Source organism: Pseudoalteromonas rubra, from assembly GCF_005887095.1.
In the GTDB taxonomy this organism is placed as follows: domain Bacteria; phylum Pseudomonadota; class Gammaproteobacteria; order Enterobacterales; family Alteromonadaceae; genus Pseudoalteromonas; species Pseudoalteromonas rubra_E.
In genome coordinates this window covers 136,118-162,541 of the sequence record NZ_PNCI01000042.1, presented here as the reverse complement: position 1 = coordinate 162,541, position 26,424 = coordinate 136,118, and the positions used below count along the sequence as shown (strand labels likewise).

At 50.0% G+C, this 26,424-nt stretch carries 21 protein-coding genes; 17 read left to right on the top strand and 4 right to left on the bottom strand.

Translation table 11 applies throughout. The features are described 5' to 3' along the window. Positions 1-60: 60 nt before the first annotated feature. From CWB99_RS17945 to CWB99_RS17935, 3 genes are all read left to right on the top strand, one after another. Positions 61-2,217 carry an ATP-binding protein gene (locus tag CWB99_RS17945; RefSeq protein ID WP_138552321.1) on the top strand — a complete coding sequence of 719 codons (2,157 nt, stop codon included), beginning with the start codon at positions 61-63 and terminating at the stop codon, positions 2,215-2,217. A gap of 132 nt (positions 2,218-2,349) precedes the next feature. After that, positions 2,350-5,679 carry an amidohydrolase family protein gene (locus CWB99_RS17940; RefSeq protein ID WP_138552320.1) on the top strand — a complete coding sequence of 1,110 codons (3,330 nt, stop codon included), beginning with the start codon at positions 2,350-2,352 and terminating at the stop codon, positions 5,677-5,679. A gap of 264 nt (positions 5,680-5,943) precedes the next feature. Then, a complete protein-coding gene (locus CWB99_RS17935) occupies positions 5,944-9,252 on the top strand; it encodes a methyl-accepting chemotaxis protein (protein ID WP_138552319.1) in 3,309 nt (1,102 codons plus the stop codon). A 66-nt stretch (positions 9,253-9,318) separates the two neighbouring features. Here the strand turns inward: CWB99_RS17935 and CWB99_RS17930 are convergent, their stop codons facing one another. Next, on the bottom strand, positions 9,319-10,104 hold the full coding sequence (locus tag CWB99_RS17930) for an amidohydrolase (protein WP_138552318.1): 786 nt from the start codon (positions 10,102-10,104) through the stop codon (positions 9,319-9,321). Beyond that, complete coding sequence (locus CWB99_RS17925; RefSeq protein ID WP_249331988.1) at positions 10,092-11,186, bottom strand: methionine aminotransferase; 1,095 nt, start codon at positions 11,184-11,186, stop codon at positions 10,092-10,094. Before CWB99_RS17925 ends, CWB99_RS17930 begins: the two co-directional genes overlap by 13 nt. Positions 11,187-11,344: 158 nt before the next feature. Between CWB99_RS17925 and CWB99_RS17920 the strand changes: the two genes are divergently transcribed. Genes CWB99_RS17920 through CWB99_RS17910 form a run of 3 tightly spaced genes read left to right on the top strand, consistent with a single transcriptional unit; the run spans position 11,345 to position 13,181 of the window. After that, on the top strand, positions 11,345-11,959 hold the full coding sequence (locus CWB99_RS17920; protein ID WP_138552316.1) for a methylthioribulose 1-phosphate dehydratase: 615 nt from the start codon (positions 11,345-11,347) through the stop codon (positions 11,957-11,959). Then, on the top strand, positions 11,956-12,642 hold the full coding sequence (gene mtnC / locus CWB99_RS17915; protein ID WP_138552315.1) for an acireductone synthase: 687 nt from the start codon (positions 11,956-11,958) through the stop codon (positions 12,640-12,642). The genes CWB99_RS17920 and mtnC overlap by 4 nt, the downstream gene beginning before the upstream one ends. Beyond that, a complete protein-coding gene (locus CWB99_RS17910; RefSeq protein WP_138552314.1) occupies positions 12,639-13,181 on the top strand; it encodes a 1,2-dihydroxy-3-keto-5-methylthiopentene dioxygenase in 543 nt (180 codons plus the stop codon). The genes mtnC and CWB99_RS17910 overlap by 4 nt, the downstream gene beginning before the upstream one ends. 23 nt (positions 13,182-13,204) lie before the next feature. On the opposite strand, the gene mtnA is transcribed toward CWB99_RS17910, so the two are convergent. Beyond that, positions 13,205-14,227: an S-methyl-5-thioribose-1-phosphate isomerase gene (gene mtnA / locus CWB99_RS17905; protein ID WP_138552313.1), complete on the bottom strand. Its 1,023-nt coding sequence runs from the start codon at positions 14,225-14,227 to the stop codon at positions 13,205-13,207. A gap of 181 nt (positions 14,228-14,408) precedes the next feature. Between mtnA and mtnK the strand changes: the two genes are divergently transcribed. After that, complete coding sequence (gene mtnK / locus CWB99_RS17900; protein WP_138552312.1) at positions 14,409-15,611, top strand: S-methyl-5-thioribose kinase; 1,203 nt, start codon at positions 14,409-14,411, stop codon at positions 15,609-15,611. Between the two features lie 57 nt (positions 15,612-15,668). Here the strand turns inward: mtnK and CWB99_RS17895 are convergent, their stop codons facing one another. Then, a complete protein-coding gene (locus tag CWB99_RS17895; RefSeq protein ID WP_138552311.1) occupies positions 15,669-17,432 on the bottom strand; it encodes a DUF885 domain-containing protein in 1,764 nt (587 codons plus the stop codon). A 321-nt stretch (positions 17,433-17,753) separates the two neighbouring features. Between CWB99_RS17895 and CWB99_RS17890 the strand changes: the two genes are divergently transcribed. The 10 genes from CWB99_RS17890 to CWB99_RS17845 all read left to right on the top strand — a co-directional run bounded on the left by CWB99_RS17890 (position 17,754) and on the right by CWB99_RS17845 (position 26,423). After that, complete coding sequence (locus tag CWB99_RS17890; protein ID WP_138552310.1) at positions 17,754-18,761, top strand: GGDEF domain-containing protein; 1,008 nt, start codon at positions 17,754-17,756, stop codon at positions 18,759-18,761. A 144-nt stretch (positions 18,762-18,905) separates the two neighbouring features. Further along, complete coding sequence (ubiE, locus tag CWB99_RS17885; protein WP_046005834.1) at positions 18,906-19,661, top strand: bifunctional demethylmenaquinone methyltransferase/2-methoxy-6-polyprenyl-1,4-benzoquinol methylase UbiE; 756 nt, start codon at positions 18,906-18,908, stop codon at positions 19,659-19,661. A 23-nt stretch (positions 19,662-19,684) separates the two neighbouring features. Then, complete coding sequence (locus tag CWB99_RS17880) at positions 19,685-20,302, top strand: ubiquinone biosynthesis accessory factor UbiJ (protein WP_138552309.1); 618 nt, start codon at positions 19,685-19,687, stop codon at positions 20,300-20,302. A gap of 10 nt (positions 20,303-20,312) precedes the next feature. After that, on the top strand, positions 20,313-21,923 hold the full coding sequence (ubiB, locus tag CWB99_RS17875) for a ubiquinone biosynthesis regulatory protein kinase UbiB (RefSeq protein WP_138552308.1): 1,611 nt from the start codon (positions 20,313-20,315) through the stop codon (positions 21,921-21,923). 60 nt (positions 21,924-21,983) lie between these two features. Next, positions 21,984-22,229, top strand: a complete 246-nt coding sequence (gene tatA, locus CWB99_RS17870) for a Sec-independent protein translocase subunit TatA (protein WP_054016084.1) — start codon at positions 21,984-21,986, stop codon at positions 22,227-22,229. A gap of 6 nt (positions 22,230-22,235) precedes the next feature. Beyond that, positions 22,236-22,568, top strand: coding sequence for a Sec-independent protein translocase protein TatB (tatB, locus tag CWB99_RS17865; RefSeq protein WP_138546024.1), 333 nt, complete (start codon positions 22,236-22,238; stop codon positions 22,566-22,568). 18 nt (positions 22,569-22,586) lie between these two features. Then, a complete protein-coding gene (tatC, locus tag CWB99_RS17860) occupies positions 22,587-23,333 on the top strand; it encodes a twin-arginine translocase subunit TatC (RefSeq protein ID WP_138552307.1) in 747 nt (248 codons plus the stop codon). Further along, positions 23,326-23,793, top strand: coding sequence for a hypothetical protein (locus CWB99_RS17855; protein WP_138552306.1), 468 nt, complete (start codon positions 23,326-23,328; stop codon positions 23,791-23,793). Before tatC ends, CWB99_RS17855 begins: the two co-directional genes overlap by 8 nt. Then, positions 23,794-24,582: a TatD family hydrolase gene (locus CWB99_RS17850; protein ID WP_138552305.1), complete on the top strand. Its 789-nt coding sequence runs from the start codon at positions 23,794-23,796 to the stop codon at positions 24,580-24,582. Further along, entirely contained in the window at positions 24,582-26,423 is a 1,842-nt protein-coding gene (locus tag CWB99_RS17845) for a sensor domain-containing diguanylate cyclase (RefSeq protein WP_138552304.1), read from the top strand. Before CWB99_RS17850 ends, CWB99_RS17845 begins: the two co-directional genes overlap by 1 nt. The last annotated feature ends 1 nt before the right edge of the window (position 26,424 follow it).

Sequence of the window (26,424 nt, the reverse complement as noted above, 5' to 3'; positions counted from 1 at the left end):
CTTTACTGTTCCTAATCTTCCTTTTATGCTAGCAAAGTTCATTTATTGCTAGAGCGCACCATGCTGGATCCTAAAACTCTATACGTTACCAGCGTCGTCATGACTGCCATGATGACCCTTCTTAACTATCTGACATGGCGTGCGAATAAAGACACTCCAGGCACACTGGTTTACATTTTCTATCCTATGGTGTTGTTTGCCGGTATCATCGGCTTTGCGCTTCATAGCCACTTTCAGCAGTGGCAGACCATAGGCATAGCTAACGGCCTACTCTTTGCCGCCTCTATGCTTCACTGCTGGGCGATCAGCCAGTTTCTAGGGGTCCGAGATAAAGCCTTCCAGTTTTATCTCATCGTCACCGGCGTTTTATTTTGTGCCCTGGTCTATTTCAGCGCCATCGCGCCGGGCCTCAGGCAGCGTATTCTGATCTCCGACCTCCAGCACATCGCTGAGGCACTGCTGTTGCTATATTATTTTGTCCGCTATGCCCATCCTTTATATCCCAATGGCAGCATTGTTTACCTCATTGTGCTGAGCTTTATCCTTTGCGTCTTTACCGGTCGTACCTTGCTCATGGGAGAGATTCATCATGGTAATCTGCTCGACAGCCCGTGGTTTACCATCACCCTGTTTTTTAATGGTGTACTGGCACCCATCTTTTATGCCACCGGTATGGCAATTTTATGTAATGAACGACGCGAACATAACCTTAACCGCCTGACAGAAAAAGCACAGCAAGATCTGGAGATCCGGGGCTTATTCCTGTCTACGGTCAGCCATGAGATCCGCACCCCACTCAATGGCATACTCGGCAGCGCTCAGCTGGTACTCAATCGCATTGGCGATCAGGCCAGCAAGGCATACTGCGAAGCCATTATTAATTCAGCTGAATCTCTTAATCTTCTCATCGACAAGGTACTTGATTACGCCAGCCTGGAACAAAGCGACGAAGTACTGGCCGCCGAGGACATTGAATTTAAGAGCTGGCTCAACAACTTGTGTCTGCTAATGACGCCCATGGCAGAGCAACGCGGGCTAACCTTTACCTTGGTATACGATATGCCTGAGCAGGTTTGCTATTACTGCGACCAGCAAAAACTGCGTCAGATCCTGTTAAATCTGGTAGGTAACGCCATCAAGTTTACCGATCAGGGTGAGGTAAAGGTCTGTGTTGAGATGATCAAGGAAGGCAATATGGCTCACAGGGTACGTTTCAGTGTGATCGATACCGGCCCCGGCATTGAAGAGGAAGACATCGAGAAGCTCACCGAGCCCTACGTGCAAAGCAGTGCCGGTAAAACCAAAGGAGGCACCGGGCTTGGACTGGCCATCACTGCGCGACTGCTGGATAAAATGGGCAGCCAACTGGAAATCCTCAGTGAGCTCGATAAAGGCAGTTCATTTAGCTTTGATTTAACGCTGACTGTCGGAGAGCTCAGCCTGGTCGAGAAGCGCCATCATAATGTCGACTATGCCACCGGCCTGGACATTTTGTTGGTCGAAGACTTGGATCTGAACCGTAAGATTGCCATTGAATTTATGGCCAGTGACGAACACAGGATAAAACTGGCCAACGATGGCGAGAGTGCCATCGAGCAGCTTACCGAACATGCATTTGATGTGGTATTACTGGATATGAATTTACCTGATTTAACCGGTCAGGAAGTACTCAAGCGACTTAAAAACATTGAACACAAGAATCGGCGTACCCCATTTTTGGCCTTTACCGCCAGCCTCAGTCCGGAAGAAATCAAAGAGTATCTGGCACTGGGGATCCGCGATGTAGTCGGTAAACCCATCAAACAAGATAAGCTGCGCCAGGCCATCAGTAATTCGCAAAAAGCGCAAAAACCAGATATCAGTGTCGAACTGAGCGATACCCTCTATGATGAAAGCGCGGTAGGCTCACTCAGCGGCTTCAGCGAAGATGAAGTCTCATCCATCTATAACGAATTTGTTTTGTCTGCCCGGACTAAATTACGCCACATTCAGCAATTGTTGGATGAAGATGATCAACAGTGTATTAAGCTCTTGCATCGCCAGGCCAGCACCGCGCTCCAGCTTGGTTTTAATCGCTATGGTTTAATGCTAAAAAAAATCGAGCGCAGGCTGCTGGATAAAAAGCGCTGCGATGAAGAGCTATCCGATGCCATGGTGTTATGGCAGCAAAGCCTGGAAGCCTACCTGCAGTATGTGCGTCATCACACGCTCAACTAGGCAGCTTCATGCAAACGCGCAAAGCATTACTTTTATCGCCAGAATGTCGACTTTATGGGAAAAGTTAGTCATTCTAGCTGACACAGGGTGCTGTGCTACCCAAATAACAAGAAATCTGAAGGAAATTTCATTATGACACTACTTAAATCACCGCTGGCCATTGCCATTGGTGCGGCCATGATCGGCCTCAGCACGCCCTCAGTGGCGGCAACCACAGATAAAGCAGAACAAGCCAGCACAAAAGAGTGGAACGTGCTGACCCCACCGGGTGAAAAACAAACCATTACCATAGACACCAACGAGACCACCTGGAGTAACCTGGATGTCAGCCCGGATGGTAAGTCCATCATTTTTGACATGTTGGGTGACATTTACGTGATGCCAATGAGCGGTGGTAAAGCCACAGCGATCACCAGTGACAGAGCCTGGAACTTCCAGCCTAAATTCTCTCCCGATGGCACAAAAATCGCCTTTATCTCGGACCGTGAAGGGGCAGAGAACCTGTGGGTGATGGACGTCAACGGCGACAACATGCGCAAAGTCTCTGATGAGTCTCATAACCTACTGCATAACCCCGCCTGGTCACCAGATGGTCAGTACATCGCGGTTAAGCAAGGTCAGGTAACGGGTCGTACGATTCCGGGTGGTTCAATCCGCATGTACCATATCTCAGGTGGTAAAGGTGTGGTGGTAAGAGATCGTTTACATGGTGCTAAGTCGCAGAAAAACATCGCTGAACCCGCTTTCTCAACCGATGGTAAGAAGCTGTATTACTCAGTCGATGCCACACCTGGTGTCACCTGGGAATACAACAAAAATGCCCTGGGATCCGTGTTTGAGATCCGCTCATGGGATCTGGCCACTGGTGAAGAAGAAACCGTGATCCGTGGCTCCGGCGGCGCGATTCGCCCAACACCGAGCCCGGATGGTAAATCACTGGCGTTCGTTAAGCGTATTGAAAATGGCAAGGTCATGCAAAGCGCCTTGTATATTAAAGATCTGAAATCAGGTATCGAAACTGAGATCTTTGCCGGCCTGGACCGTGACCTGCAAGAAGCCAATGGTGCACAAGGTAACACCCCGGCATTTGCCTATACACCGGATGGCAAAGCCTTAGTTTTCTGGGCGGGCGGCGTATTCCATAAAGTCGACATTGCCAGTAAACAAGCCAAGGTGATCCCAACTCGTGTTGTTGCTGAGAAAGAAATCACACCTGCGCTTAAATTTGCTGTCGACGTGGCACCGGATACTTTCAAAGTCAAGCTGGCGCGCTGGTCACAGATTTCTCCGGATGGTAAAACGGCGCTGTTTCAGGCATTAGGTCATTTGTACACCAAAGACATCGCTTCAGGTAAAGTACGCCGTGTAACAAAGCAAAACGACCACTTTGAGTTCTACCCAAGCTTCTCACGTGATGGCAAATACATCGTATACACCAGCTGGGACGATCAGGACTTAGGTGCCGTACGCATAGTATCAGCCAGTGGCGGCACAGGCCGAGTGATCACCCAAGACCCAGGTCACTATATCAACCCGAGCTTTTCACCAGATGGTAAACATGTCTTGTACCGCAAAGTGACAGGGGGTTACCTGCTCAGCGGTGACTGGTCGATGGAACCGGGTATCTACCTGACCAGTGCCAAAGGTGGCGAAGCCAAGCGCATCATCAAACATGGTGACAATCCCCACTTCGGCGCAGAAAAAGACCGTATTTATTTCAGCGTCATGAGCGATGGTACACACCGTGAACTAAAATCTGTTGACCTCACTGGTGAAAAAGAGCGTTCACACTTCAAGGGCGACTACATTTTTGACTACCGTGTTTCTCCTGATGGTCACTATGTTGCCTTCATCGAAAACTTCAACACCTTTGTAGCGCCATTTACCAGCACAGGTAAAACCCTGTCAATTAACAAAGGAACTAAGTCGTTCCCGGTACAACAAGTATCAAAGTATTCTGGTGACTTCCTGAACTGGAAAGCAGACAGCAGTGCGTTAACCTGGGCTTTTGGTCCTACTTTGTATCAGCGTAAGCTGACAGATACCTTTGCATTCTTGAAAGGCGCCGCAGCTGAGCCGGCAGAACTGACAGCGCAAGGCATTGATCTGAGCTTTGAGAAAAAGGCCGACAAACCAGAAGGTATATTGGCCCTGGTTGGTGGTAAAGTTGTGACTATGCGTAACGCGGACGAGCAGCAAGAAATCATCGAAGATGGGGTGATCCTGATTGAGGAAAACCGCATTGTTGCAGTGGGCACTCGTGCCGATATTGAGATCCCAAGTAAAGCCAAAGTGATGGATATCACCGGCAAAACGGTGATCCCTGGCCTGGTAGATGCGCACGCCCACGGCAGCTATGGCAGCCATAACCTGCAACCGGAACAAAACTGGAATCAGCTATCCAACGTCAGTTTTGGTGTTACCACGATTCATGATCCATCCAATGACTCGAACGAAGTCTTCTCTATGGCCGAATTACAGCGTGCAGGTTTGACCGTCGCACCCCGTATTTACTCGGTAGGCCGTATTCTTTACGCAGGTAATGCACCGGGATATAAAACCCCAATCAGTAACCTGGAAGACGCGCAGTTCCATGTTAAACGTCTCAAAGATGCGGGGGCTATCACAGTGAAGAGTTATAACCACCCACGTCGTGATACGCGCCAGCAAGTGCTCGAAGCAGCAAAGCAAATGGAAATCATGGTGGTACCGGAAGGTGGTTCTAAGTTCCAGCAGAACATGAATATGATCATCGATGGTCACACCGGTCTGGAGCATGCTCTGCCAATCCCGAACATCTATTCTGACGTTACGCAAATGTGGAGCCAGACCAAAGCCGGTTTCACCCCAACGTTTAACGTGGCCTACGGTGGTATCAAAGGAGAAGACTACTTCTACGACACCACAGATGTATGGAAGAACGAACGTCTGGCCAGCTTTGTTCCGGACTACATCCTTAACCCGCGTTCAGTGCGCCGTGAAAAGGCACCAGAACACCACTATAACCATATCAACGCAGCGAAATCCGCGAAACAACTGCGTGATAAAGGCGTAACGGTACACATTGGTGCGCACGGCCAGCGTGAAGGCCTGGGCGCCCACTGGGAGCTGTGGTCAATGGCGCAAGGTGGCTTTACGCCATGGGAAGCGCTGCGCAGTGGTACCATTGATGGGGCAAAATACCTGGCCATGGACCACGACATCGGTACCATTGAAAAAGGCAAGCTGGCTGACTTAGTGATCATCGATGGTGACGTACTGAACGACATTCGCGAATCAGAAAAAGTCGCTTATACCGTGCTGAATGGTCGTATCTATGACGCTGCGACGATGAACGAAACGGGTAATTATAATGTGAAACGTCAACCGCTGTTCTTCGAAAATGGCAGTAAGACACCAATGCATCCGGCAACGGAAGCATATATGGAAGAAAAAGCACATAAATATCACTGGAAACACTAAAACCAGATCGTTTCATTGCTAAAGCAGCCGATTGGCTGCTTTTTTTTCGCCAATCCCTCTATCTGCGCATTTATCTTCTGGCAACAATGCCTTACATACCTCGGCTTGTCCCGCTCTGCATGCTGGATATTGTCGAGAACTGTTCTAAACTGTGTCACTGAATAGGATACTCTATCGTCAGGCTCATGCTATGATGGCGGCGCAGCGAGGCCGCCCACCAACACAGCCTCACGGGTATATCAGCTAATACAAGGAGCAGGGAGCATGTCTGATCTCAGCCACTTCTTTAAGTCACTTAACCTGACACAAAAATTGATCTCGGCCTTTCTACTGGTCGCCCTGATCCCAACTGCCATCGTCATCACTATGGCCCTGATGCAATCGTCCGATGCCATGACCCGACAGGTCTATGCCCAATTGGGGGCGGTCGGTGAAATTAAAGAAAGCGCCATTGAGCGTCATTTCAATGGCGTGCAGGATAAACTGGTATCGCTGGCGGTGAACCCCTATGTAAAACAGGCCGCCAGCGACTTCATCCGGGCCTATGCTGAAGTCGATGATGCCGTTGCGACACCCGCCAGCCTGACACGCTTTTACCGCGAGCAGTTTGCGCCACGCTTTAAATCGCTCAATGAGCAAGCCGCACCACCCGCGATACTCTTAGACAACTTGTCCCCTCAGGGGATCACTTTGCAAACCCGTTACCTGGCCGAGAACCCGCATCCACTGGGGGAAAAGCTTAATCTGCTCAGCAGCCCTGTTGACGACACATACGATCAAGTGCACAGGCAATACCATGAATTTTTCACTAAGATTGCCGACGTTTACGAGTTTTATGATATTTTCATTGTCGATAACCTGAGTGGCAATATTATCTATTCGGTCTACAAAGAGAGCGACTTTGCCACCTCACTGCTCTACGGCCCTTACTCAAAGAGCAATATTGCCAAAGCGTTTCTCGCAGCCCGCGAATTAAGCCAGGAAGGCGATATGGCGTTTGTTGATTATGAGCAGTATTTGCCTTCTTACAATGCCCCCGCCAGTTTTGTCGCGGCCCCCTTGGTCATTGATGGTGAGGTACCAGCCACATTAATCTACCAGCTCTCTATTGACGCCCTGAATACCATTATGACAGAGCGTCAGGGACTGGGAGAAAGCGGAGAAACCTACTTAGTTGGTCCGGAAGGCCTGATGCGCTCAGACTCTTATCTGGATCCGGTTCATCACTCAGTGACAGCTTCATTTCGTCATCCGGAAAGAGGCACAGTGAATACCGAAGCATTCAAACTGGCCATGCAGGGACAACAAGGACAGAAAGTCGTACTCGATTATAATGGCAACCCCGTTCTGTCGGCTTATACCTCCGTTGATGTGTTTAACGTACGCTGGGCGCTGCTGGCTGAAATCGACGAAGCAGAAGCCTTTGCGCCGATAAATACCTTACGTACCCAATTACTTATGGTGCTGGCAGCCTGTATTATTATGATAATTCTGGCCGCATTCTGGTTCGCTCGTACTCTGACTCGCCCGGTCCACGCGCTGGTGAATACCATTCGCAAAGTAGAGCAAGAGGGTGACTTCGCTTTACGCACTGAGATAAATACTTTGGATGAAATTGGCCGCTGCGGCCAGGCGTTTAACTCTCTGCTGGATGCGTTGCAGCTGTCTATTTCAGAGACAAACCGAGTGATGAACCGCATGGCCTCAGGTAGATTTGACGACCGGATCAGTGTGCCGTGTAAAGGGGAACTGGATACCCTGAAGCGTGCCACGAATGACTGCGCGCAAAGCCTGCAAACGGCATTGAGCGATGTGGGGCAAGTGATCCATGCAATGTCAGAAGGCCAGTTTGACAAACAGCTCCAGTCCGAAATGAGTGGTGATCTGGCAACCCTCAAACAGCATATCAACACCTCTATGCATTCTATCAATGCGACTATGACAGAAATTGTCAGCGTGATGTCGGAGATGGAACAAGGTCACTTCCGGGGGCAAGTACAGGTTGAGGCGCTAGGTAGCCTGCAACAGCTAAAAGTGAGCGTAAATAACTCCGTAAGCAGTGTTGCCGGGGCCATTGATGGACTCGCAGCCATGATGAGTGCACTGCGACAGGGCGACTTTAGTCAGCGTCTTGAATTGCCGCTACGCGGCCAGCTTGAGGAGCTCAAAGAAGACACCAACTCCAGTGTTGAAAACCTCGCCGCCATTATCGAAGACATCGGCCACACTATGGCTGCCGTCAGCGAGGGAGATTTCAAACAAACTGTGTCGACACCAGCTCAGGGACAGCTTGGGGAGCTAAAAGAGCATATTAATGTCTCGGTACGCAGCGTCGATGAGGCCATCAGCGAAATTTCATCCGTGATGATGGCAATCAGTCATGGTCGCTTCGACCGCACCATCAATTCTCCTATGTGTGGTCAGCTGGATACACTTAAAGGCGATATCAACCATTCGGTGAATAATCTCAGCCGTGTCATAGAAGAGCTGGCCAGCGTCATGTCGGCAATGAGTCAGGGCGACTTTACCGTTCAGATTGAGTCCGACTTGCAGGGCCAGTTATTGCAGCTAAAAGAAGACGTCAACGCCTCCACAACCACAGTGTCTGACGCCATCAATGAGGTCACACGGGTATTGAGCGCGCTAGCTAGAGGGCGGCTGAATGAACAGATCAATGGCCACTATGAAGGCGTCTTTGAAACCCTGCAACGCGATGTTAATGCCACCATCGCCAAGCTGACTGAAGTGATTGAAGGGATCCAGTATGCGGCGGGTCAGGTTACCCAGAGCGCCGGCGAAATTGCAGCCAGCAACACTGAGATCAGCCAGCGTACCGAAGAGCAGGCAGCCAACCTGGAAGAAGCCAGCGCCAGTACCAGCCATATGCTCGAAGAGCTGACCTTAGTAGCCAAGCAATCAGGCACCGCCGTTGAACTGGCCAGCAATGCGGAAACCATAGCCAAAGAAGGCGGCTCTCTGTCACAGGACACAGTCACAGCCATCGGTGAAGTGAACCGGGCCAGCAAAGACATTAATGAGATTGTGTCAGTGATCGATGCACTGGCTTTTCAAACCAACTTGCTGGCACTCAATGCCGCCGTGGAAGCGGCACGGGCAGGTGAAAACGGCCGGGGTTTTGCGGTCGTTGCCAACGAAGTGCGTGAGCTGGCGGGTCGCAGTGCCGCTTCTGCCAAGCAAATCAAAGAGATCATTGCAAATAGTAACGAGAAAGTGGAGCAAGGCACACAGCTGGCTAATTATTCAGGTGAGAAGCTGGATCAAATAGTCGAAGCCGTCGCCGATGTGAGCCAAAACATAGTAAAAATCAATCTGTCGACCACCACACAACAGCAGTCGATCAAAGAAGTGGATATCGTGGTACAACGTCTGACGGACTTAATTCAGGAAAACTCGGCTATCACGGAAGAGACGATGGCGGCAGCACGACAAATGTCTGAGCAGGCCAATGCCATGCGTGAATTACTCGGTTACTTTGAAGTGAATGCACGTCAACAGAGCGCCCTGGCGTCACCTGAGCAGGAGCTACTGATCCACAGCTATAACGCCTCTTAAATCCGCACAGCGGTCCATCAGTGTATGTACAGCGCGGTTTAGGTTCACCGCGTTGTATCTGGTTTCTTATTGCAGGGCAAATGAGTCCGCATCCAGGTGCGCAGGAAAGCCCAGCTTGAAGGACTCCAGCGACGCCTTGTCCAGGCTGACCACCAGCACACCGGCTTGATCATCCGCTACCTCCGCCAGTAAGGCGCCGGTATAATCATATGCAGCTGTCCCACCATTGTGTGCCGTGCCATATCCATCCTCACCAACCCGGTTACAGCCCAGCACATAACACTGGTTTTCAATCGCTCTGGCTTGTAATAACGTATCCCAGATGCGACGTCGGGCAGCCGGCCAGTTTGCCACATTGATCATCACATCATAGTCATTGCGATTACGCTGAAACACAGGGAAACGCAGGTCATAACACACCTGCGGCAAGATCCTAAAGCCATTCACCTCGAATACCACACGCTCCTCTCCGGCAATGACATACTCCCCTTCTTTGCCAAGGCAAAACAGATGACGTTTATCATAGTAGCGCACCGAGCCATCCGGCCAGCACCAGTAAAAGCGATTGGCTTTCTTGTCACCTTGCTTGACCAGTACACTGCCCGCCACAACCGCCTGCCAGCGCTGCGCCTGTTGTTTTAAAAAAGCCAGGGCCTTCCCCTCCAGGGGAGGTTCTGCGCAAGGTTCGGCCAGCGCAAAACCAGTTGCGAAGGTTTCCGGCAAAATGATCAAATCACAGCTGTGCAACTGGGTCTGATGAGCTTGCAGCTGAGTTTGCAGCTGAGCAAAATTATTTTGAGGTGCCAGCCAGTCAATCGATTGCTGCACCAGCGCAACGGTTAAAGTTGACATAATCGCTTCGCAGCCTCCTGTAAGGTACTGTCTTCTTTGGCAAAACACAGACGGATCACCTTATCTGTACTGCCGCCTGCGTAGAATACACTGAGGGGGATCGCCGCAACTCCGACTTCCTCCACCAGGTATTCACAAAAGCGTACATCATCCAGCGACGAAATGGCGCTGTAGTCCAGTAACAAGAAGTAGCTGCCTTCACTGGGCAAAATGGTAAATCTTCCCGGCTGAAGTGCCTCAACCAGCAGATCGCGCTTATGCTGATAGAAGTCAGACAATGCATCGACATGCTCCGGTTCCTCTTTGAGCATATCAGCCAGCGCCAGCTGCGCCGGGGTAAAACAAGAGAAGGTGACATACTGATGGATCTTACGAAATTCATCACTGAGCGCCTCAGGTGCAATACAATATCCCAGCTTCCAGCCGGTGCAATGAAAAGTCTTACCAAAACTGGCCACCACCATCGCTCTGGCTGCCAGATCAGGGTCCCGTAGTGCACTCATATGTGGCTGAGCATCAAAGGTAATATGCTCATACACTTCATCGCTGATCAGATACAGGTCGTGCTCATTCAACAATGCCTTTAACGCTGTCATATCTGCTGCTTTTAGCGTTTTTGCACTTGGGTTATGGGGTGTATTGACAATAATAGCACGTGTTTTTGCCGTCACAGCGGCTGCAACCTGTTGCCAGTCAATCAGGTAATCCGGTGCCTGCAGCGCGATATGTACACTGGTACCGCCGGCCAGTTCAATGGCTGGATGATAAGAATCATACGCAGGGTCGAACACGATGACTTCATCACCCGGGCGCACCAGCGTCTGAATGGCCACAAACAGTGCTTCTGTGGCGCCAGCTGTCACGGTAACCTGAGCCGCAGCCTGGACCTTAGCCCCGTATTTTCGCTCTACCAATGCGGCAATCTGCTGTTGTAAAGCCGGCATGCCGGGCGAAGGCGCATACTGGTTCATACCCGCCTGAACATACCGGGTCAGTCCGAGTTTGAGCCGTTCAGGCGCATCAAACTCAGGAAAACCCTGAGACAGATTGAGTGCACCATGCTGATTGGCCAGCGCGGTCATTTTTGAAAAAATACTGGTGCCTACATGAGGTAATTTACTTTCCACGGCCAAGTCCTCGTTTGCGTGTGGTGTAACGGCCCAAGCGATGCTATCATTGCTTCGAATAGAAGTATAGCCGTCTAAAATTATCCACGATATTACTCGTGAGAGGTAAGCGTATGCAATCAGCACAAGCAAAACATGCCCTGATAGAAGCCGGAGGCTGGCTCAGCGCACAGGGCTGGGTACCGGCAACCGGAGGCAATTTCTCCATTAGAACAGAGCAAGGCTTTGTTGTCACGGCCAGTGGTCATGACAAAGGCGCATTGCAACCTGAGCATTTTCTGGAGTTCGACACCAAGGGCACACAGACAGCCGGCACTGGTAATCCCTCGGCTGAAACCGAGCTACATCTTGCGCTGTATGCACTCAGCCCTCGTACCCATTGTATCTTACATACCCACTCTGTTGCCGCCACAGTCTTGTCACACCTGACAGCAGATCACAGCCTGGACATCACTGGGTATGAAATGCAAAAAGCCCTGCATGGCTATACCAGCCACCTGGAAACTCTGGCCATTCCGGTATTCGATAACGATCAGGATATTCCCGCCCTGGCTGGTCGAGTAGCTGAATATCATTCCCATACGCCTATCCAACACGGCGTGCTGATCCGCGGCCATGGGTTGTATGCCATGGGTGCCGATATCAACGAAACCCGTCGCCATATCGAGGCACTGGAATTTTTGTTTAACTGCGAACTGACGCGACGACAACTGGAAAAAAACGCATGATCAAAGCTATTCTGACCGACATCGAAGGCACCATTACGCGTATCTCTTTCGTCAAAGAGGTCTTGTTTCCCTATGCCGCAAATAACCTGACAGATTTCGTCACTCAGTACGCACAACAACCCGAAGTCAGTACGCAACTAGATGCCGTACGCGCAGAACTGGGCGACCCACACGCTACACTGGATCAGGTTATTCAGGCGCTACTTAACTGGATCGCCGAAGATAAAAAAATAACCCCGCTAAAGCAATTGCAGGGCATGATCTGGCAGCATGGTTATCAGAATGGCGACTTTACTGGCCATATTTATCCGGATGCCTACCAGTTTTTGTGTACCGAGCATGACGCTGGCAAGGCGCTTTATGTGTATTCATCCGGCTCCGTTCAGGCTCAACAACTGCTGTTTGCGCATTCAGACTATGGTGATATGCGACCTATGTTCAGTGGCTATTTTGATACCCGGGTCGGTGCCAAACAACAGCCCGAAGCCTATCAAACCATTGTCAGTCAGTTATCTTTTGCGGCGCACGAAATTCTCTTTCTAAGTGATGTAGTGGCCGAACTGGATGCCGCCAAAGCAGCCGGTATGCAGACCTTGCAGCTGTGGCGTGATGCACAGCCACGTGCACAACAGCACAAATATATTGAAGATTTCAGCCAATACCATGCACAGGAGTCGCTATGAGCCAGTTGACCGTTTTCCACGACCAGCACCCGAATAAAGTAGAGTTCCAGAGTCAAGCACATCACCAGATAGCAGCCCAGCTTAGTGAAGTAGGCGTGCGCTTTGAACAATGGCAGGCCGCTTACGATGTCGCCCAGGCCACCTCTCATGACGATATTCTTGCGGCATATGAGGCCGATATTGCGCGACTAACAGCACAAGATGGATATCAAACGGTAGATGTGATCTCCTTACCCAAAGGCCACCCCGATGCCGCCTCACTGCGTCAGAAGTTTCTCTTTGAACATACTCACAGCGAAGATGAAGTCCGCTTCTTTGTACAGGGACAGGGGCTATTCTGCCTGCATATTGGCGAGCGGGTGTACCAGGTGCTGTGTCAGCAGGGCGACCTGATCTCAGTCCCTGCCAATACACCTCACTGGTTTGATATGGGCAGCGATCCTGAGTTTACGGCGATCCGGCTATTCAACAATGAACAGGGCTGGGTGGCACAAAGTACCGACAGCCCAATCGCAGAGCGCTTTCCGTTACTGGATTAAAGCGCTCTTACGGCACGGTCCTCTCATACCGTGCCTAACACGCCAGCTGCAACCTGTTGCGGATAATATACCCCAGTATCGAGTACCCAGGCCGTGATTAACGCGGCTGGCGTGACATCAAAGGCAGGATTGTACACTTCTGCCTGCTCCGGTGCCCACTGGCAGCTGCCAAAACTGCCACTCACTCCGGTAACCTCTGTTTCTGCACGCTGTTCAATAGGAATGTCCTGCCCAGATGCACAGCTGCTGTCCAGCGTCGTCACTGGTGCGACAACATAGAAGGGGATCTGGTGATAATGCGCCAGTACAGCCAGGTTATAAGTCCCCACCTTATTAGCAAAATCGCCGTTAACCGCAATGCGATCTGCGCCGACGAAAATCTTATCGACTTTGCCCGCTGCCATCAGGCTGGCTGCCATATTGTCGCAGATCAGCGTGTATGGGATCTGCCACTGAGCCAGCTCATAGGCCGTCAGGCGTCCCCCTTGCAACAGAGGCCGGGTTTCATCAACCCAGATATGAATATTCGAATGTTGCCTGGCTGCATGATGGATAACCCCTAGTGCCGTACCGACACCTGCGGTTGCCAATGCCCCGGTGTTACAGTGAGTAAGAATATTATCTCCGGATTCAACCAGCTCAGCTCCGAATGTGGCCATTCGATCGCACAAGGCACAGTCTTCCTCAAACAGACGCTCCGCTTCTGTGACCACGGCTTGCGCATACTCGGGCTGTTGCAGCGCTTCGCGTAGTCTGGCCATGCAATGCATCAGGTTTACTGCGGTTGGACGTGTCGCGGTCAATTCATCAATGGCGTCGTTCAATTGCGCTTTGCTGCTGCCCTGCTCTGCCAGATAAGCCACTAATAAGCTGGCAGCCAGGCCAATTAAAGGTGCCCCGCGTACTTTCAGCGCCAAGATCAGCGATTTCATCTGCTCTACATTCTCGCAGTGATGCCATGTTTCCTGGTGTGGTAACAAATACTGATCCAATACTTGCACCATGCCATTTTGATACTTAAGACTGCGTGCGATTAACTCTTTCAACCTTGCTTCCTCCGGCTTGCTCCTGAGTAATGCCAATCATCAGCGAGAGCAGCGCGTTTAGCGTGATCTCTTAATGAAATGACCTGTTACTATTCTACATCAAGATCTAAAGATGTATAGACTTCTAAACGTTTGCAGGTATAGAATGCTGATCTAATTTTATTCTATGTGGATGATCCGGATGAGTGCTTATCAGGCGTTTGACAATGAAATGGCCATTGAATACATCAATAATCTGGGGGGGATCTTCCCGCCAGACGCACAACTGAGTTGTTATGAGTTTGGCGATGGCAACTTAAACCTGGTGTTTAGGGTCATTGATCAGCATAACCACAGTGTGATCCTTAAGCAGGCACTCCCGTATGCCCGCTGCGTTGGTGAAAGCTGGCCACTGACACTGGACAGGGCGCGTATTGAAGCCAACGCATTGCTCCGCCATGGTAAGGTCTGTCCGGCGCACACCGTTAAAGTGATACATCATGATAGCGTACAGGCGGTTACCATACTCGAAGATTTGGGCCACCTGCGTATACTGCGTGGTGAACTCAATGCCGGTCGTACCTTTGCAAATTTGGGCCGGGATGTTGCCCGATACCTGGCCACAACCAGCTTTTATCACAGCGACTTCTACCTCAGCGCCGTCGAAAAAAAATCTCTGGTACAGACTTTTACGAATCCGGAACTGTGCGCCATTACAGAAGAGCTGTTTTTTGATGACCCTTACCAGGACGCTGAGCGCAACCACTATCCCGAGGCGCTGAGCCCTGAAGTCAGCAAACTTCGCCACAATAAAACACTAAAGCTGGCAATCGCCCATCTCAAAACACGCTTTTTGTCTTCGCCCCAGGCACTGTTACATGGTGACGCCCACAGTGGCAGCCTGTTTGTAGATGACGCGACAACCAAATTTATCGACCCGGAATTTGCTTTCTTCGGGCCCATTGGGTTCGATCTGGGGTCTTTCATCGGCAATTTACTGTTGAATTTCTGCGCCCAGCATGGTCGCATCAAAGAGCCATCAAAACGCCGTGATATTCATACATATTTACTGCGCACCATAGATAGTTGTCTCAACGAGTTTGAGCAGCAGTGGCTGAAGTTGTGCGAACAACAGGGCAACGACAGCACTTTGCTGGTGCCGGGATATGCAGAACACTTTTTACATGACGTCTTTCAGGATGCCATTGGCTTCTGTGGCAGCGAAATGATCCGACGTACCATAGGTCTGGCCCATGTCAGCGATCTGGATGAAATTGAAGATGATCAAGCTCGCCTGCGCGCTCAGCGTCTGGCACTGGAGGTAGGTGAACAACTGATCCTGCATGCTCGTAGCTGTCACAGTAAACAGGCCTGCTACCAGCTGATCATCAGTGTATTGCAGTAATTCAGCATAAGGAGCAAAGCAGATCAAGCCAAATATACGGATTGATCTGCTTGTGATTTAGTGGGCCTGACTCGCTTGTTGCGCCGATGCAATGTACTTATCGATCTGCGATTCCAGCACGCTTAATGGTACTGAACCATGACGCAGGATCTGATGGTGGAATTCACGAATATCAAAAGCATCGCCCAGGGCCGCCTCTGTTTTTGCGCGTAAGCGTTTAATCGTTAACTCTCCCACCTTGTATGACAAAGCCTGCCCCGGCCATGAAATATAACGATCGGTTTCGGTTTTAACATTGTGCAGTGACAAGGCAGTATTATCGCGCATAAAGTTCATCGCCCGTTCGCGGCTCCAGCCATACATATGCATACCGGTATCCACGACCAAGCGTGCCGCCCGCCACATTTCATAAGTCAGACGCCCAAAGTTACTGTACGGATCCTGATAGAAACCCGCTTCCAGTCCCAGGTATTCCGCATACAGTCCCCAGCCCTCACCAAATGCTGAAATATATGATTCACGACGGTAGTCAGGTAAATAATCTAACTCCTGGTTCAGTGAAATTTGCAAATGGTGTCCAGGCACAGCTTCGTGTAATGTCAGGGCTTCAAGTACATACAGGGGGCGTTTGTCCAGAGCATAGGTATTTACCCAGTAATAACCCGCATCCGTGTCCTTATCCGCGCCCAGATAACGGCCGGTAGTGTACTTAGGTGCAATCGCATCCGGTACCGGGGCAACACCATAAGGACGGCGCGGCAGCGTATGGAACAACTTAGGGAGCTGAGCGTCCATTTGCTTTGCAATATACGCCGCTTCCTTAAGCAGCTCCTCAGCACTGTTGGCATAGAACTGGGGGTCGGTTCTCAAAAACTGTACAAACTCGGCAAAGCTTCCTTCAAACTCGGTTTGCCTGATGATATCCATCATTTCACCTTTGATCCTGGCAACCTCTTTCAGCCCGAGTTCGTGGATCTCTTTAGGTGTCATTTGCGTAGTGGTGAAATGCGCAGTGCGATTACGGTAAAACTCAACACCATTTGGTGTACTGGAAATGCCGATGTCATCTCGTGCACCTGGTCGATACTCTTCGACAAAAAACCTTAAATAATCGCGATAAGCAGGGATCACCTGCTCTGCGAGTATCGCTTGTGCTCGCGTCTGGATCGCGGCAAATTCCTGCTCAGACAAGTTATGCCGATTAACCGCAAAAGGCTTGAAAAACTGCGACTGTGTTACATCGTCGACAATAAACGCTTCGATGGATGATTCATATCCTGCCAGCACCGCTTTGGGCTGAGTCAATCCCACGGCCAACCCTTTACGCATCCAGTCAATATTTTGCTGGAAATAACGCGGCACCTCTGCAAGCTTGTTCAGATATACCTCATACCCCGCTGGAGTGCTCAAATCCACATCATTGAACAACCAGGGCAAACTACTGTGAAACCCACTCTCAGACTTAAGCGGCATGTAATGTGTATTGAAGCGGTAACGATCGACCTGATCCTGGATTTGAGCGCGTAAAATCGTCAGATTGATACGGTTTTCTTCACTTAAATTTCCCGTGTTCAGTGCGTCTAATCGCTGAAGAAAGTGTTCACGTTCCGCATTTTTAGTCGCCAAAGCGCTCGCACTTAGGTCGGGTAACTGAGTTTTAATCGTGTCTCGATTGTCGTTACGAAACGTCATAACTTGCTCAGCCAAACTGGTAAATTGCTGATCGGCGTTGACCTGAGTCAGCTCACACCCCGCCAGTCCCAGAGCCAAAGTCACAGCGCACACAGTGCGAGATAAAGTGGTTTTAAGTGAAGCGTTCACGCGAGTGATCCTTTAACAATAATGTGAAATTTACGCAACACCTAAACACGCCAGTGAGAGGCTTGCAACTTAAAGCGACCAGTCACAGAATGGCGCCTGTCACGCATCAATCATGCGCGGCCCTAAAGACCAAGGAAAAAGTGATTACTAATTCATCAGCCCCCGCAGAAAAGCAATAAATTTGCCCCTTAACGCTGAATTTTGCTTTGCAAAACTCGGGAGAGCGATTAATGTAGCCGCAGCGAAGCTGGCACCTCACAGGTGTTATGTTAGACGCTTCGGTGACCCGTACAACAGCAACTGATTATTGTGGTAAGTGAAATGATGTTCCATGATTCCATGGCAATAGCACAAGAAAAAATGACTAAAGTTTGTCAGTTTCTGGAACAGAATCAGCTGCCCCCTACGCCATTGAATTACCATATTGGCTATGTCTATATCAGTCAAAACAATCGTGACCTGACTGAACGCCTGGATCGGGACATCCGCAACCGTGTTGGCATTGACAGCATTTATATCGAGCAGCTCTACTATGAGTACCTGCAAAAAGAGCATCAGACCGAAGCCAATCTAATCCAGCAAGTCGGCGGTATGATCGATCAGCTCAATGACTCCGCACAACAGTCACAGCAAAGCCTCATCGGCTTTGCCAAACAAATCAATCACTGCATTCATAATCTGGATGAACACAATGTCGTCAAAACCCGGGCTGCCCTGAAAGATTTTGGCGGACACACTGAACAGCTACTGAAACAACACCAGCAGTTCAAAAATGCCTTACGAAGAGCACGCGAAATTCATGAAAAGCAGCAACAGCAGTTACTGAAACTGCGAAAACAGCGTATTCTGGACCCGCAAACTGGCCTTTATAAACGTCATTATCTGGGTCATAAAACACAACTGTGGCTGACTCAGGACAAATCAATCTGCGCCATTTCCGTGCTGATCGAAAACCTGGATGCCTTCAGTCAGGACTTTGGTGAACTGGTTGGCGAAACGGTGCTGCAACGTGTCGCAAAACGGATCCAGAAATACGTGCTACAAAGTGGCCTGCCGGGCAGAACGGGTAAGCAAGAGTTCACCATAGTGCTGGCTGACTGTGAAGCAGATACCGCGGTGGTGGTGGCAGAAAAAATACGCCGCGGCGTAACCAGGCTGAAGTTTGTCAGTGCCAAAGGTGATGTGTCGTTTCCGGAAATCGATTTGGCCATCGGGATTGCACAGCATCAACCGGATCATGACTTCAACACCCTGGCGCAACGTGCCGCCTTTGCAGCTAAAAAAGCCCAGACACTGGGTCAACACTATTATATTTCTGCGCCCAATTAGAGCTTACCCATCGTACCTGGAGGCACAACAGGTTAACCACATCAGGGGCTATTGATAAATCTACTTAAATTGCTGACACCGATTGCGCTCACTGAGTGCGATCAAGTACACTATTGACACCCAGATCCGGCACAAATAACACACATGAAAGAAGCAAATCGCGACACCACACACTTTGGCTATAAAACAGTAGCAACACAGGAAAAGGCATCCATGGTGGCTGATGTTTTCCATTCAGTGGCAGCAAAGTATGATGTGATGAATGACCTCATGTCATTTGGCATCCATCGCTTATGGAAGCGCCAGACCATAGCGTGTTCAGGTGTCCGTCAGGGTCACAAAGTGCTGGACCTGGCCGGTGGCACCGGTGATCTGACCGCTAAGTTCAGTGAACTGGTGGGTGAATCAGGTCAGGTGATCCTGGGTGATATCAACGACTCAATGTTACGCGTTGGACGAGACAAACTGCGCGACCTCGGTCGGGTCGGTAATATCGAATATGTGCAGATGAATGCCGAAGCGCTGCCCTTCCCGGACAATAGCCTGGATGTGATCACCATAGCTTTCGGACTACGTAATGTCACCGATAAAGACAAAGCGCTACGTTCCATGTATCGCGTATTAAAGCCCGGTGGTCGGCTTCTTGTTCTTGAGTTTTCAAAAACAGACAACGAGGCGCTATCTAAGCTCTACGACTTTTATTCGTTCAACATTCTGCCAACCATGGGCAAATTGGTTGCCAACGACAGTGAGAGCTATCGTTACCTGGCTGAATCCATTCGTATGCATCCGGATCAGGAAACACTCAAATCAATGATGGAAGAAGCCGGTTTTGAACAGGCAAGCTATCAAAACCTCACGGGCGGTATCGTGGCACTTCACCGAGGCTTTAAATTCTAACTCCGGGGAACAAAGGAAACTGTATGTGGATCACGCTGCTCACTGCCGTTGCCGAAAGCGCACTGGAAAAACTGCTGGACAAAGAGCCGTCTCTGGCCGTTCAGCTTTCCTCTGTACAACACAAAACACTGGCCATTACCTTAACGGATCTGGGGCTGTGCTGCGCGCTACACTATGTAGGGGAACAGCAAGGTAAGCCGCGCTGTTTCGTCTATGGTCATTATCGGGACCAGGCTGACTGCCACATCACCACGACTTTATCGACCTTAGGTGAAATCTCCGATCCAAGCCAGCTAACGCGCCTGATCCGTGAAGAAAAGCTGGACCTGGATGGCGATCTGCAACTGGCACAAAGTTACAGTAAAGCCTTTTCCGGATTACGTATTGACTGGGCCGAACACTTGTCGGCTCACCTTGGAGATGCGCCGGCGCAACTGCTTGTCGAACGTTGTAATTCAGCCGCTCAAAAAGGGACTGGCCACCTAAAAGTACTACAACGAACCTTTGCTCAGTTATGTCAGGATGAGCTGAAAGTGGCCGTTCATCCACTTGAAGTTCGTCAGTTCAAATCCCATACGAGACAGTTGGCGCAACAGCTCGCAGCACTGGAACAACGTATTAACGCCTTAAGCGAATTATAAGGAGCTGGATTTGTCCATCGCTCGTCTGTATCAAATCGGTAAAACGTTTCTCAATTATGGCCTTGACGACTTGCTGCCAAGGCAAAAACAGCCCTGGTATGCCCGGGCAATAAGACGTAGCCTATTCTGGCTGCCAAACCAGCATCGCGACAAACCCCTAGGAGCACGACTCAGGCTGGCGCTGCAAACTTTGGGGCCGGTGTGGATCAAGTTTGGCCAGATGCTATCCACACGCCGCGATCTGCTGCCGCCGGATATTGCTGAAGAGCTCGCCCTGTTACAAGACAAAGTCGCTCCCTTTCCCGGCGATCAGGCACAGTCGTTAATAGAAAAAGCACTGGGGCTGGACACCATTAGCGACTGTTTTGTTGAGTTTGAGCAATCCCCACTGGCATCTGCCTCCATCGCACAAGTTCATTGCGCCAAACTGATGGTTGATGACGAGCTGAGAGAAGTGGTGGTCAAAGTGATCCGGCCAAATATTGAAAAACAAATACTCGCAGACTTGTCGCTGATGGAACGTTTTGCCCGCTTACTGGCTAGCCTGATCAGCGCTGGACGCCGGTTGCGACCCGTGGAAGTGGTCAGAGAATATCGCAAAACCTTGCTGGATGAATTGGATCTGATGCGTGAGGCGGCCAACGCTATTCAGCTGCGCCGCAACTTTGAAGGATCTGACTCACTGTATATTCCTGAGGTATACAGTGACTATTCCAGACGGAATGTGCTGGTAATGGAGCGTATTTACGGCATTCCAGTTTCAGATACTGAGTCGCTGCTGGCGCAGGGCACCAATATGAAAGTACTCGCAGAGCGAGGCGTCGAAGTGTTCTTTACCCAGGTGTTCCGCGACAGTTTTTTCCATGCCGATATGCACCCGGGCAACATCTTTGTTTCTCGGGAAGACCCCCATAATCCGAAGTATATTGGTATTGACTGTGGCATCGTTGGCACTTTGAATCGCGAAGACAAACGTTATCTGGCAGAAAACTTCATTGCTTTTTTCAACCGCGACTATCGCCAGGTAGCACAATTACATGTCGATTCTGGCTGGGTGCCCGCGGATACGTGTGTTGAAGAGTTCGAGTTTGCCATTCGCACAGTGTGTGAGCCAATCTTTAACAAGCCTCTGGCCGAAATCTCATTTGGTCATGTACTGGTCAATCTGTTCAATACAGCGCGACGCTTTAACATGGAAGTACAGCCGCAGCTGGTACTACTACAAAAAACCCTGTTATATGTCGAAGGTCTGGGTCGCCAGCTTTACCCGCAACTGGATCTATGGAAAACCGCCAAACCCTTTTTAGAAAAATGGGTGCAGGATCAGGTCGGCCCGCTGGCTGTAGCAAAAAAACTCTATACTAATTTGCCATTTTGGGCTGAAAAAATGCCGGAACTGCCGGATCTCATTTATCAGAACCTGAAACGCAGCCAGCGCCAGAGCACGCCAATTGCTCCCAGTCGCGGCAGTGATACGCGTGCACTGCTGCTTGGCATAGCCGCTGCTGCACTCACTATTGTGGCCGGTTTGTGTTTTATTGACGAACGCCAGCTCGCCAGCAGTGTCTGTTCAATACTGGCAATCGCAATATTTATCAAAGCTTGGCGTAAAACAGGGTGATATTTTACACACTCGGCGTATAATCTTTATTAATTCAATAACACAATAAACGGAGTAAACATGGGTTTTGGTGGTATCAGTATTTGGCAATTGCTTATCATTCTGGCCATTATTGTGCTTTTATTCGGCACTAAAAAACTACGTGGCATCGGCAGTGATTTAGGCAACGCTGTAAAGGGCTTTAAAAACGCAGTTGCAGAAGACGAAGAAGAAAAAAAGTCGGATAAAGCTGAAAATAAAGAGCAACTGACCGATCAAGCGGCACAAGCTAAAACAGCCAGCGAAAAAGAAAAAGACAAGGTGTGATCTGACATGGGGATGTGGGAACTCGTTGTAGTGATGATCGTTGGCCTGATAGTGCTTGGGCCGGAACGCTTACCTGTTGCAATCAGAACAGTGAGTCGCTGGATCAACACCGTCAAATCTGTCGCCAACTCTGTGAAAGCAGAGGTCAACGAAGAATTGCGCGTACACGAGTTGCATAGCAACCTTAAAAAAGCCGAAGAACAAGGTCTGGATAACATCGCGCCGGGCCTGAAGCAATCGGTGGAGGAGCTACAACGTGCGGCAGAATCGGTGCGCCATAGCTATAGCAAGTCTCCAGATTCGTCAAAAAACGACAAAGATCCGTCCTCTCCAAACTAACTGTCTACGAGTTTTTGCATGTCAGATATGACAAACAGTGGCTTTATTGGCCACCTTATTGAGCTTCGAAATCGTCTGATCAAGGCGCTGCTCAGTGTCCTGATTATATTTGTGTCTTTGGTTTACTTCGCCAATGACATTTATGCTTTTGTGGCGGCACCGCTGGTTGAAAGTTTACCCGCTAATAGCACCATGATTGCGACAGATGTTACGGCCCCTTTCTTTGCGCCTTTTAAGCTGACGCTGTTCGTGTCACTGTTTTTGGCAGTGCCCATGATACTGCATCAGATCTGGGGATTCCTGGCACCCGGTTTGTATCAGCATGAAAAGCGTATGTTGATGCCTATTTTGCTGTCCAGTATCTTGTTGTTTTACGCTGGCATCGCTTTTTGTTACTTCGTTGTGATGCCTATTATCCTCGGCTTTTTTACCGCCGTCGGTCCAGATATGATGACCCTCTCCCCGGATATCAGCAGTTATCTTGGCTTCATTCTGAAACTGTTTTTTGCGTTTGGTGTCGCATTTGAAATCCCGGTGGCCATCATGTTGCTCTGCTGGAGTGGCGTTACAACGACCGACAGCCTGGCACAAAAGCGCCCTTACATTATTGTTGGTGTCTTCGTGATTGCCATGTTCTTAACGCCACCAGATGTATTATCGCAAACCCTGCTAGCCGTACCCATGGCATTGCTTTTTGAAGTCGGTTTGCTGTTAGCAAGACTCTACAGTAAAAAGCCAGTAACAGAGGAACAAGGCCATGAATAACCCCCAACTGATGCTGGCGGTCACCTGCATACTCTCCACGGTACTGAGTATATTTCCCGCACAGGCTAAGGGACCTTTACTTCATAAAGTGAAAGCATGCAGTCAGCTCGAAGCAGATACACAGCGTCTGGCCTGCTACGATAAACTGGCCGCAGATCTTGCCGCCAAGCCACACCCTGCACCTCGCCATGCTGAGACAAAAAGTAAAGAAGCGTTCGGGCTGGAACACAAAAAAGAAGGCGACCAAGAGATCAGTGCCACGCTTTCTGACGTCAGTAAGTCACCGAACGGACAACGCCGGTTTATGCTGGACAACCAGCAAAGCTGGCAGCAAATCGGTACCCAGGCATTTTTTGCTAAAGAAGGAGATACCGTGGTTATCCGCCGAGGTTCCTTCAACTCCTTTATCATGCAGAAAGTGGGCTCAAACCGCACAATTAAAGTGAGAAGAATCGACTAAATGCATACGTTAATAGATGCCGGTGTCAACCTGACCAGTACACAGTTTGAAGCCGAGCGTGACGCGATTGTGACCCGGGCTACCAGTCAGGGTGTAGAGTCTATGCTGTTGATTGGCTGCGATTTACAAAGCAGTGAACACAGTCTGGCTCTGGCAAAGCAGTATGGTCAATATGCCACTGCGGGAGTTCACCCTCATGACGCCAAAGACGTACCGGACGATTTTATTGCGCAATTGCGCAACCTGGCCGCACAGGACAGAGTTGTGGCCATCGGCGAGTGCGGACTCGACTTCAACCGCGACTACTCTCCGCGTCCGGTTCAGCAACTGATCTGCGGGGTACAACTGGAACTGGCTCAGGCGCTGGATATGCCTGTTTATTTGCACGAGCGTGACGCCTTTGACACATTCAGCGCGATGCTGGATGAATTTTCTTTGCGCGGTGTATTGCATTGCTTTACAGGCGATAAACGCGCACTGCGTCATTACCTGGATTATGGTCTCATGATTGGCCTGACTGGCTGGTTATGTGACGAGCGACGAGGAGAAACCTTACGAGAGCTGGTACGTTACATACCCGAAGATCGGATCCTGCTGGAAACCGATGCGCCATTTTTGCTCCCTCGGACATTAAAGCCTAAACCAAAATCACGGCGTAATGAACCCGCGTACCTGCCTGAGATCGCACACCATGTTGCCGCGCTCAAGGACATCTCCGTATCGCAGCTGGCGCAACAAACTTGTGACAATTTCAGAACCCTGTTTTTAGCTAAAGGGATAACCGGCTAATGCTGTGGCGTTTGGTGTTACTCATGATGCTGCTGTCAGGCGCCACTCAGGCACTGGAGGTTTCAGCTGAGTTTAAGCAACACCAATCGCTCTCGTATCAATACACCTACAACCAGGCAGAAAATATTCAGGCTTTACTGCTTAGTCAACCACAGTGGCAGGCCGGTCAATATCACCCCCTAAAACCGCCAGCTGACACCCATGCCTGGATCCGAGTTACCTTGCATAACCCAGGCTCCATTGAAGTACCTTTGCTACTGAGCATAGATAACAACTTATTGGACAAGATCACCGCCTATATCCGCCATGATGAGGCATCTTTTCTCACCCTGGCACTGGGCGATGCACTCCCGCTCTTGCAGCGCCCGATTAAACATGAAGCGCAGTTGATCCCCCTGGAGCTGCCGGCCCACAGTCATAGTCAGGTGTACTTGAAGATCAGCCATCATGGCACTCTGAATGCGCCGCTAAGCCTTTGGCATCCGATAGAATACTTAAAGTATAAGAGCAAGTTTAATCTGCTTTACGGTATTTTAGCCGGATTTATCCTGGCCATGATTGCCATTAATGTCACCTTATATAGCTTTACCCGCCGGCGTTACTTTTTACATGGTACTGTGATCATTGGGCTGTTCTGGTTGCTGATTGTGCACCTCTATGGATTTAGCTATCGCTACCTGTACGGAGACAATGTCTGGCTACAGCAATATGGGCAAAGCCTGCTGGTGATGCTGTCGACACTGGCTCTGATCCCTATCCAGCGCAGCAAAGCATTGCCCAATCTGCTACAGGCAAAACACGACCGTAAACTGACCCAGTTGCTGATCCTGGGTGTGATAATGACTTTGCTCAGCCAGCTGCTGCCATTACCTGTGGCCACCTTTGCAGCTTATGGTATGGCACTTACTTTGGTGCTGGGCTATATCCTTTGTACAATGCGAAGCCGGTATCGTCGCACAACCAAAATGACCGCGATACTGATTTACACCATCATGCTGGTCACGCTGAGTTATCAATTTGGCTTTGAGTTGGGTGTCTTTGGCGGTGCACAGCTGGACCGCCCGGTGACCTATGTTTGCTATCTGATCCTGAGCCTCTACCTCAGTTTCGTTCTGACCCGCCAGTTTATACTTGAGCGCGAAAAGCACATTAAGGCTCAACAACATAAGTTGGCCCGCACTCAGGCTGAGGACGCTCTGCTCAAGGAGAAACTGAAACTACAGGAACAGGCACAGCAGGAACTGGAAAACAGCATAGACGAGCGAACTTTTGAACTACAGGTCACACTTCGGGAGCTCGAAGAAAAGAACCATGAGCTTGAAAAGCTCAACATGGAAGATCCCATGACTAAAGTGAAAAACCGCCGCTACTTTGATAAGCGCCTGATGATGGAAGTTCGTCGCTCGCGTCGAGAGCAAACCACCCTGAGCCTGATCATCCTGGACATCGACTTCTTCAAGAAGGTCAACGATAACTACGGGCACCTGGCTGGCGACCACACCATTTGTGCCTTTGCGCGCCTGATAGAACAACATCTGAAAAGACCCCATGATGAGGTCTTTCGCTATGGTGGCGAAGAGTTTGTGATCCTGCTGCCCAACACCTCACAGGACGGCGCCCTGGAACTGGCTGAGCAGATCCGACTGGCGACTGAAGCACATGAGCTAAAAGTGGCTGGCCACCATATTAAATTTACTACCAGTGCAGGGGTTTACAGTGCCATTGCACAGGACACCGGCAACCCCACTCTATTTACCGATTTGGCTGATAAGGGCCTGTATATGGCCAAACAGCAAGGCCGCAATCGGATCTGTATTTACCAACCTAAGCAGGAGACTTAAC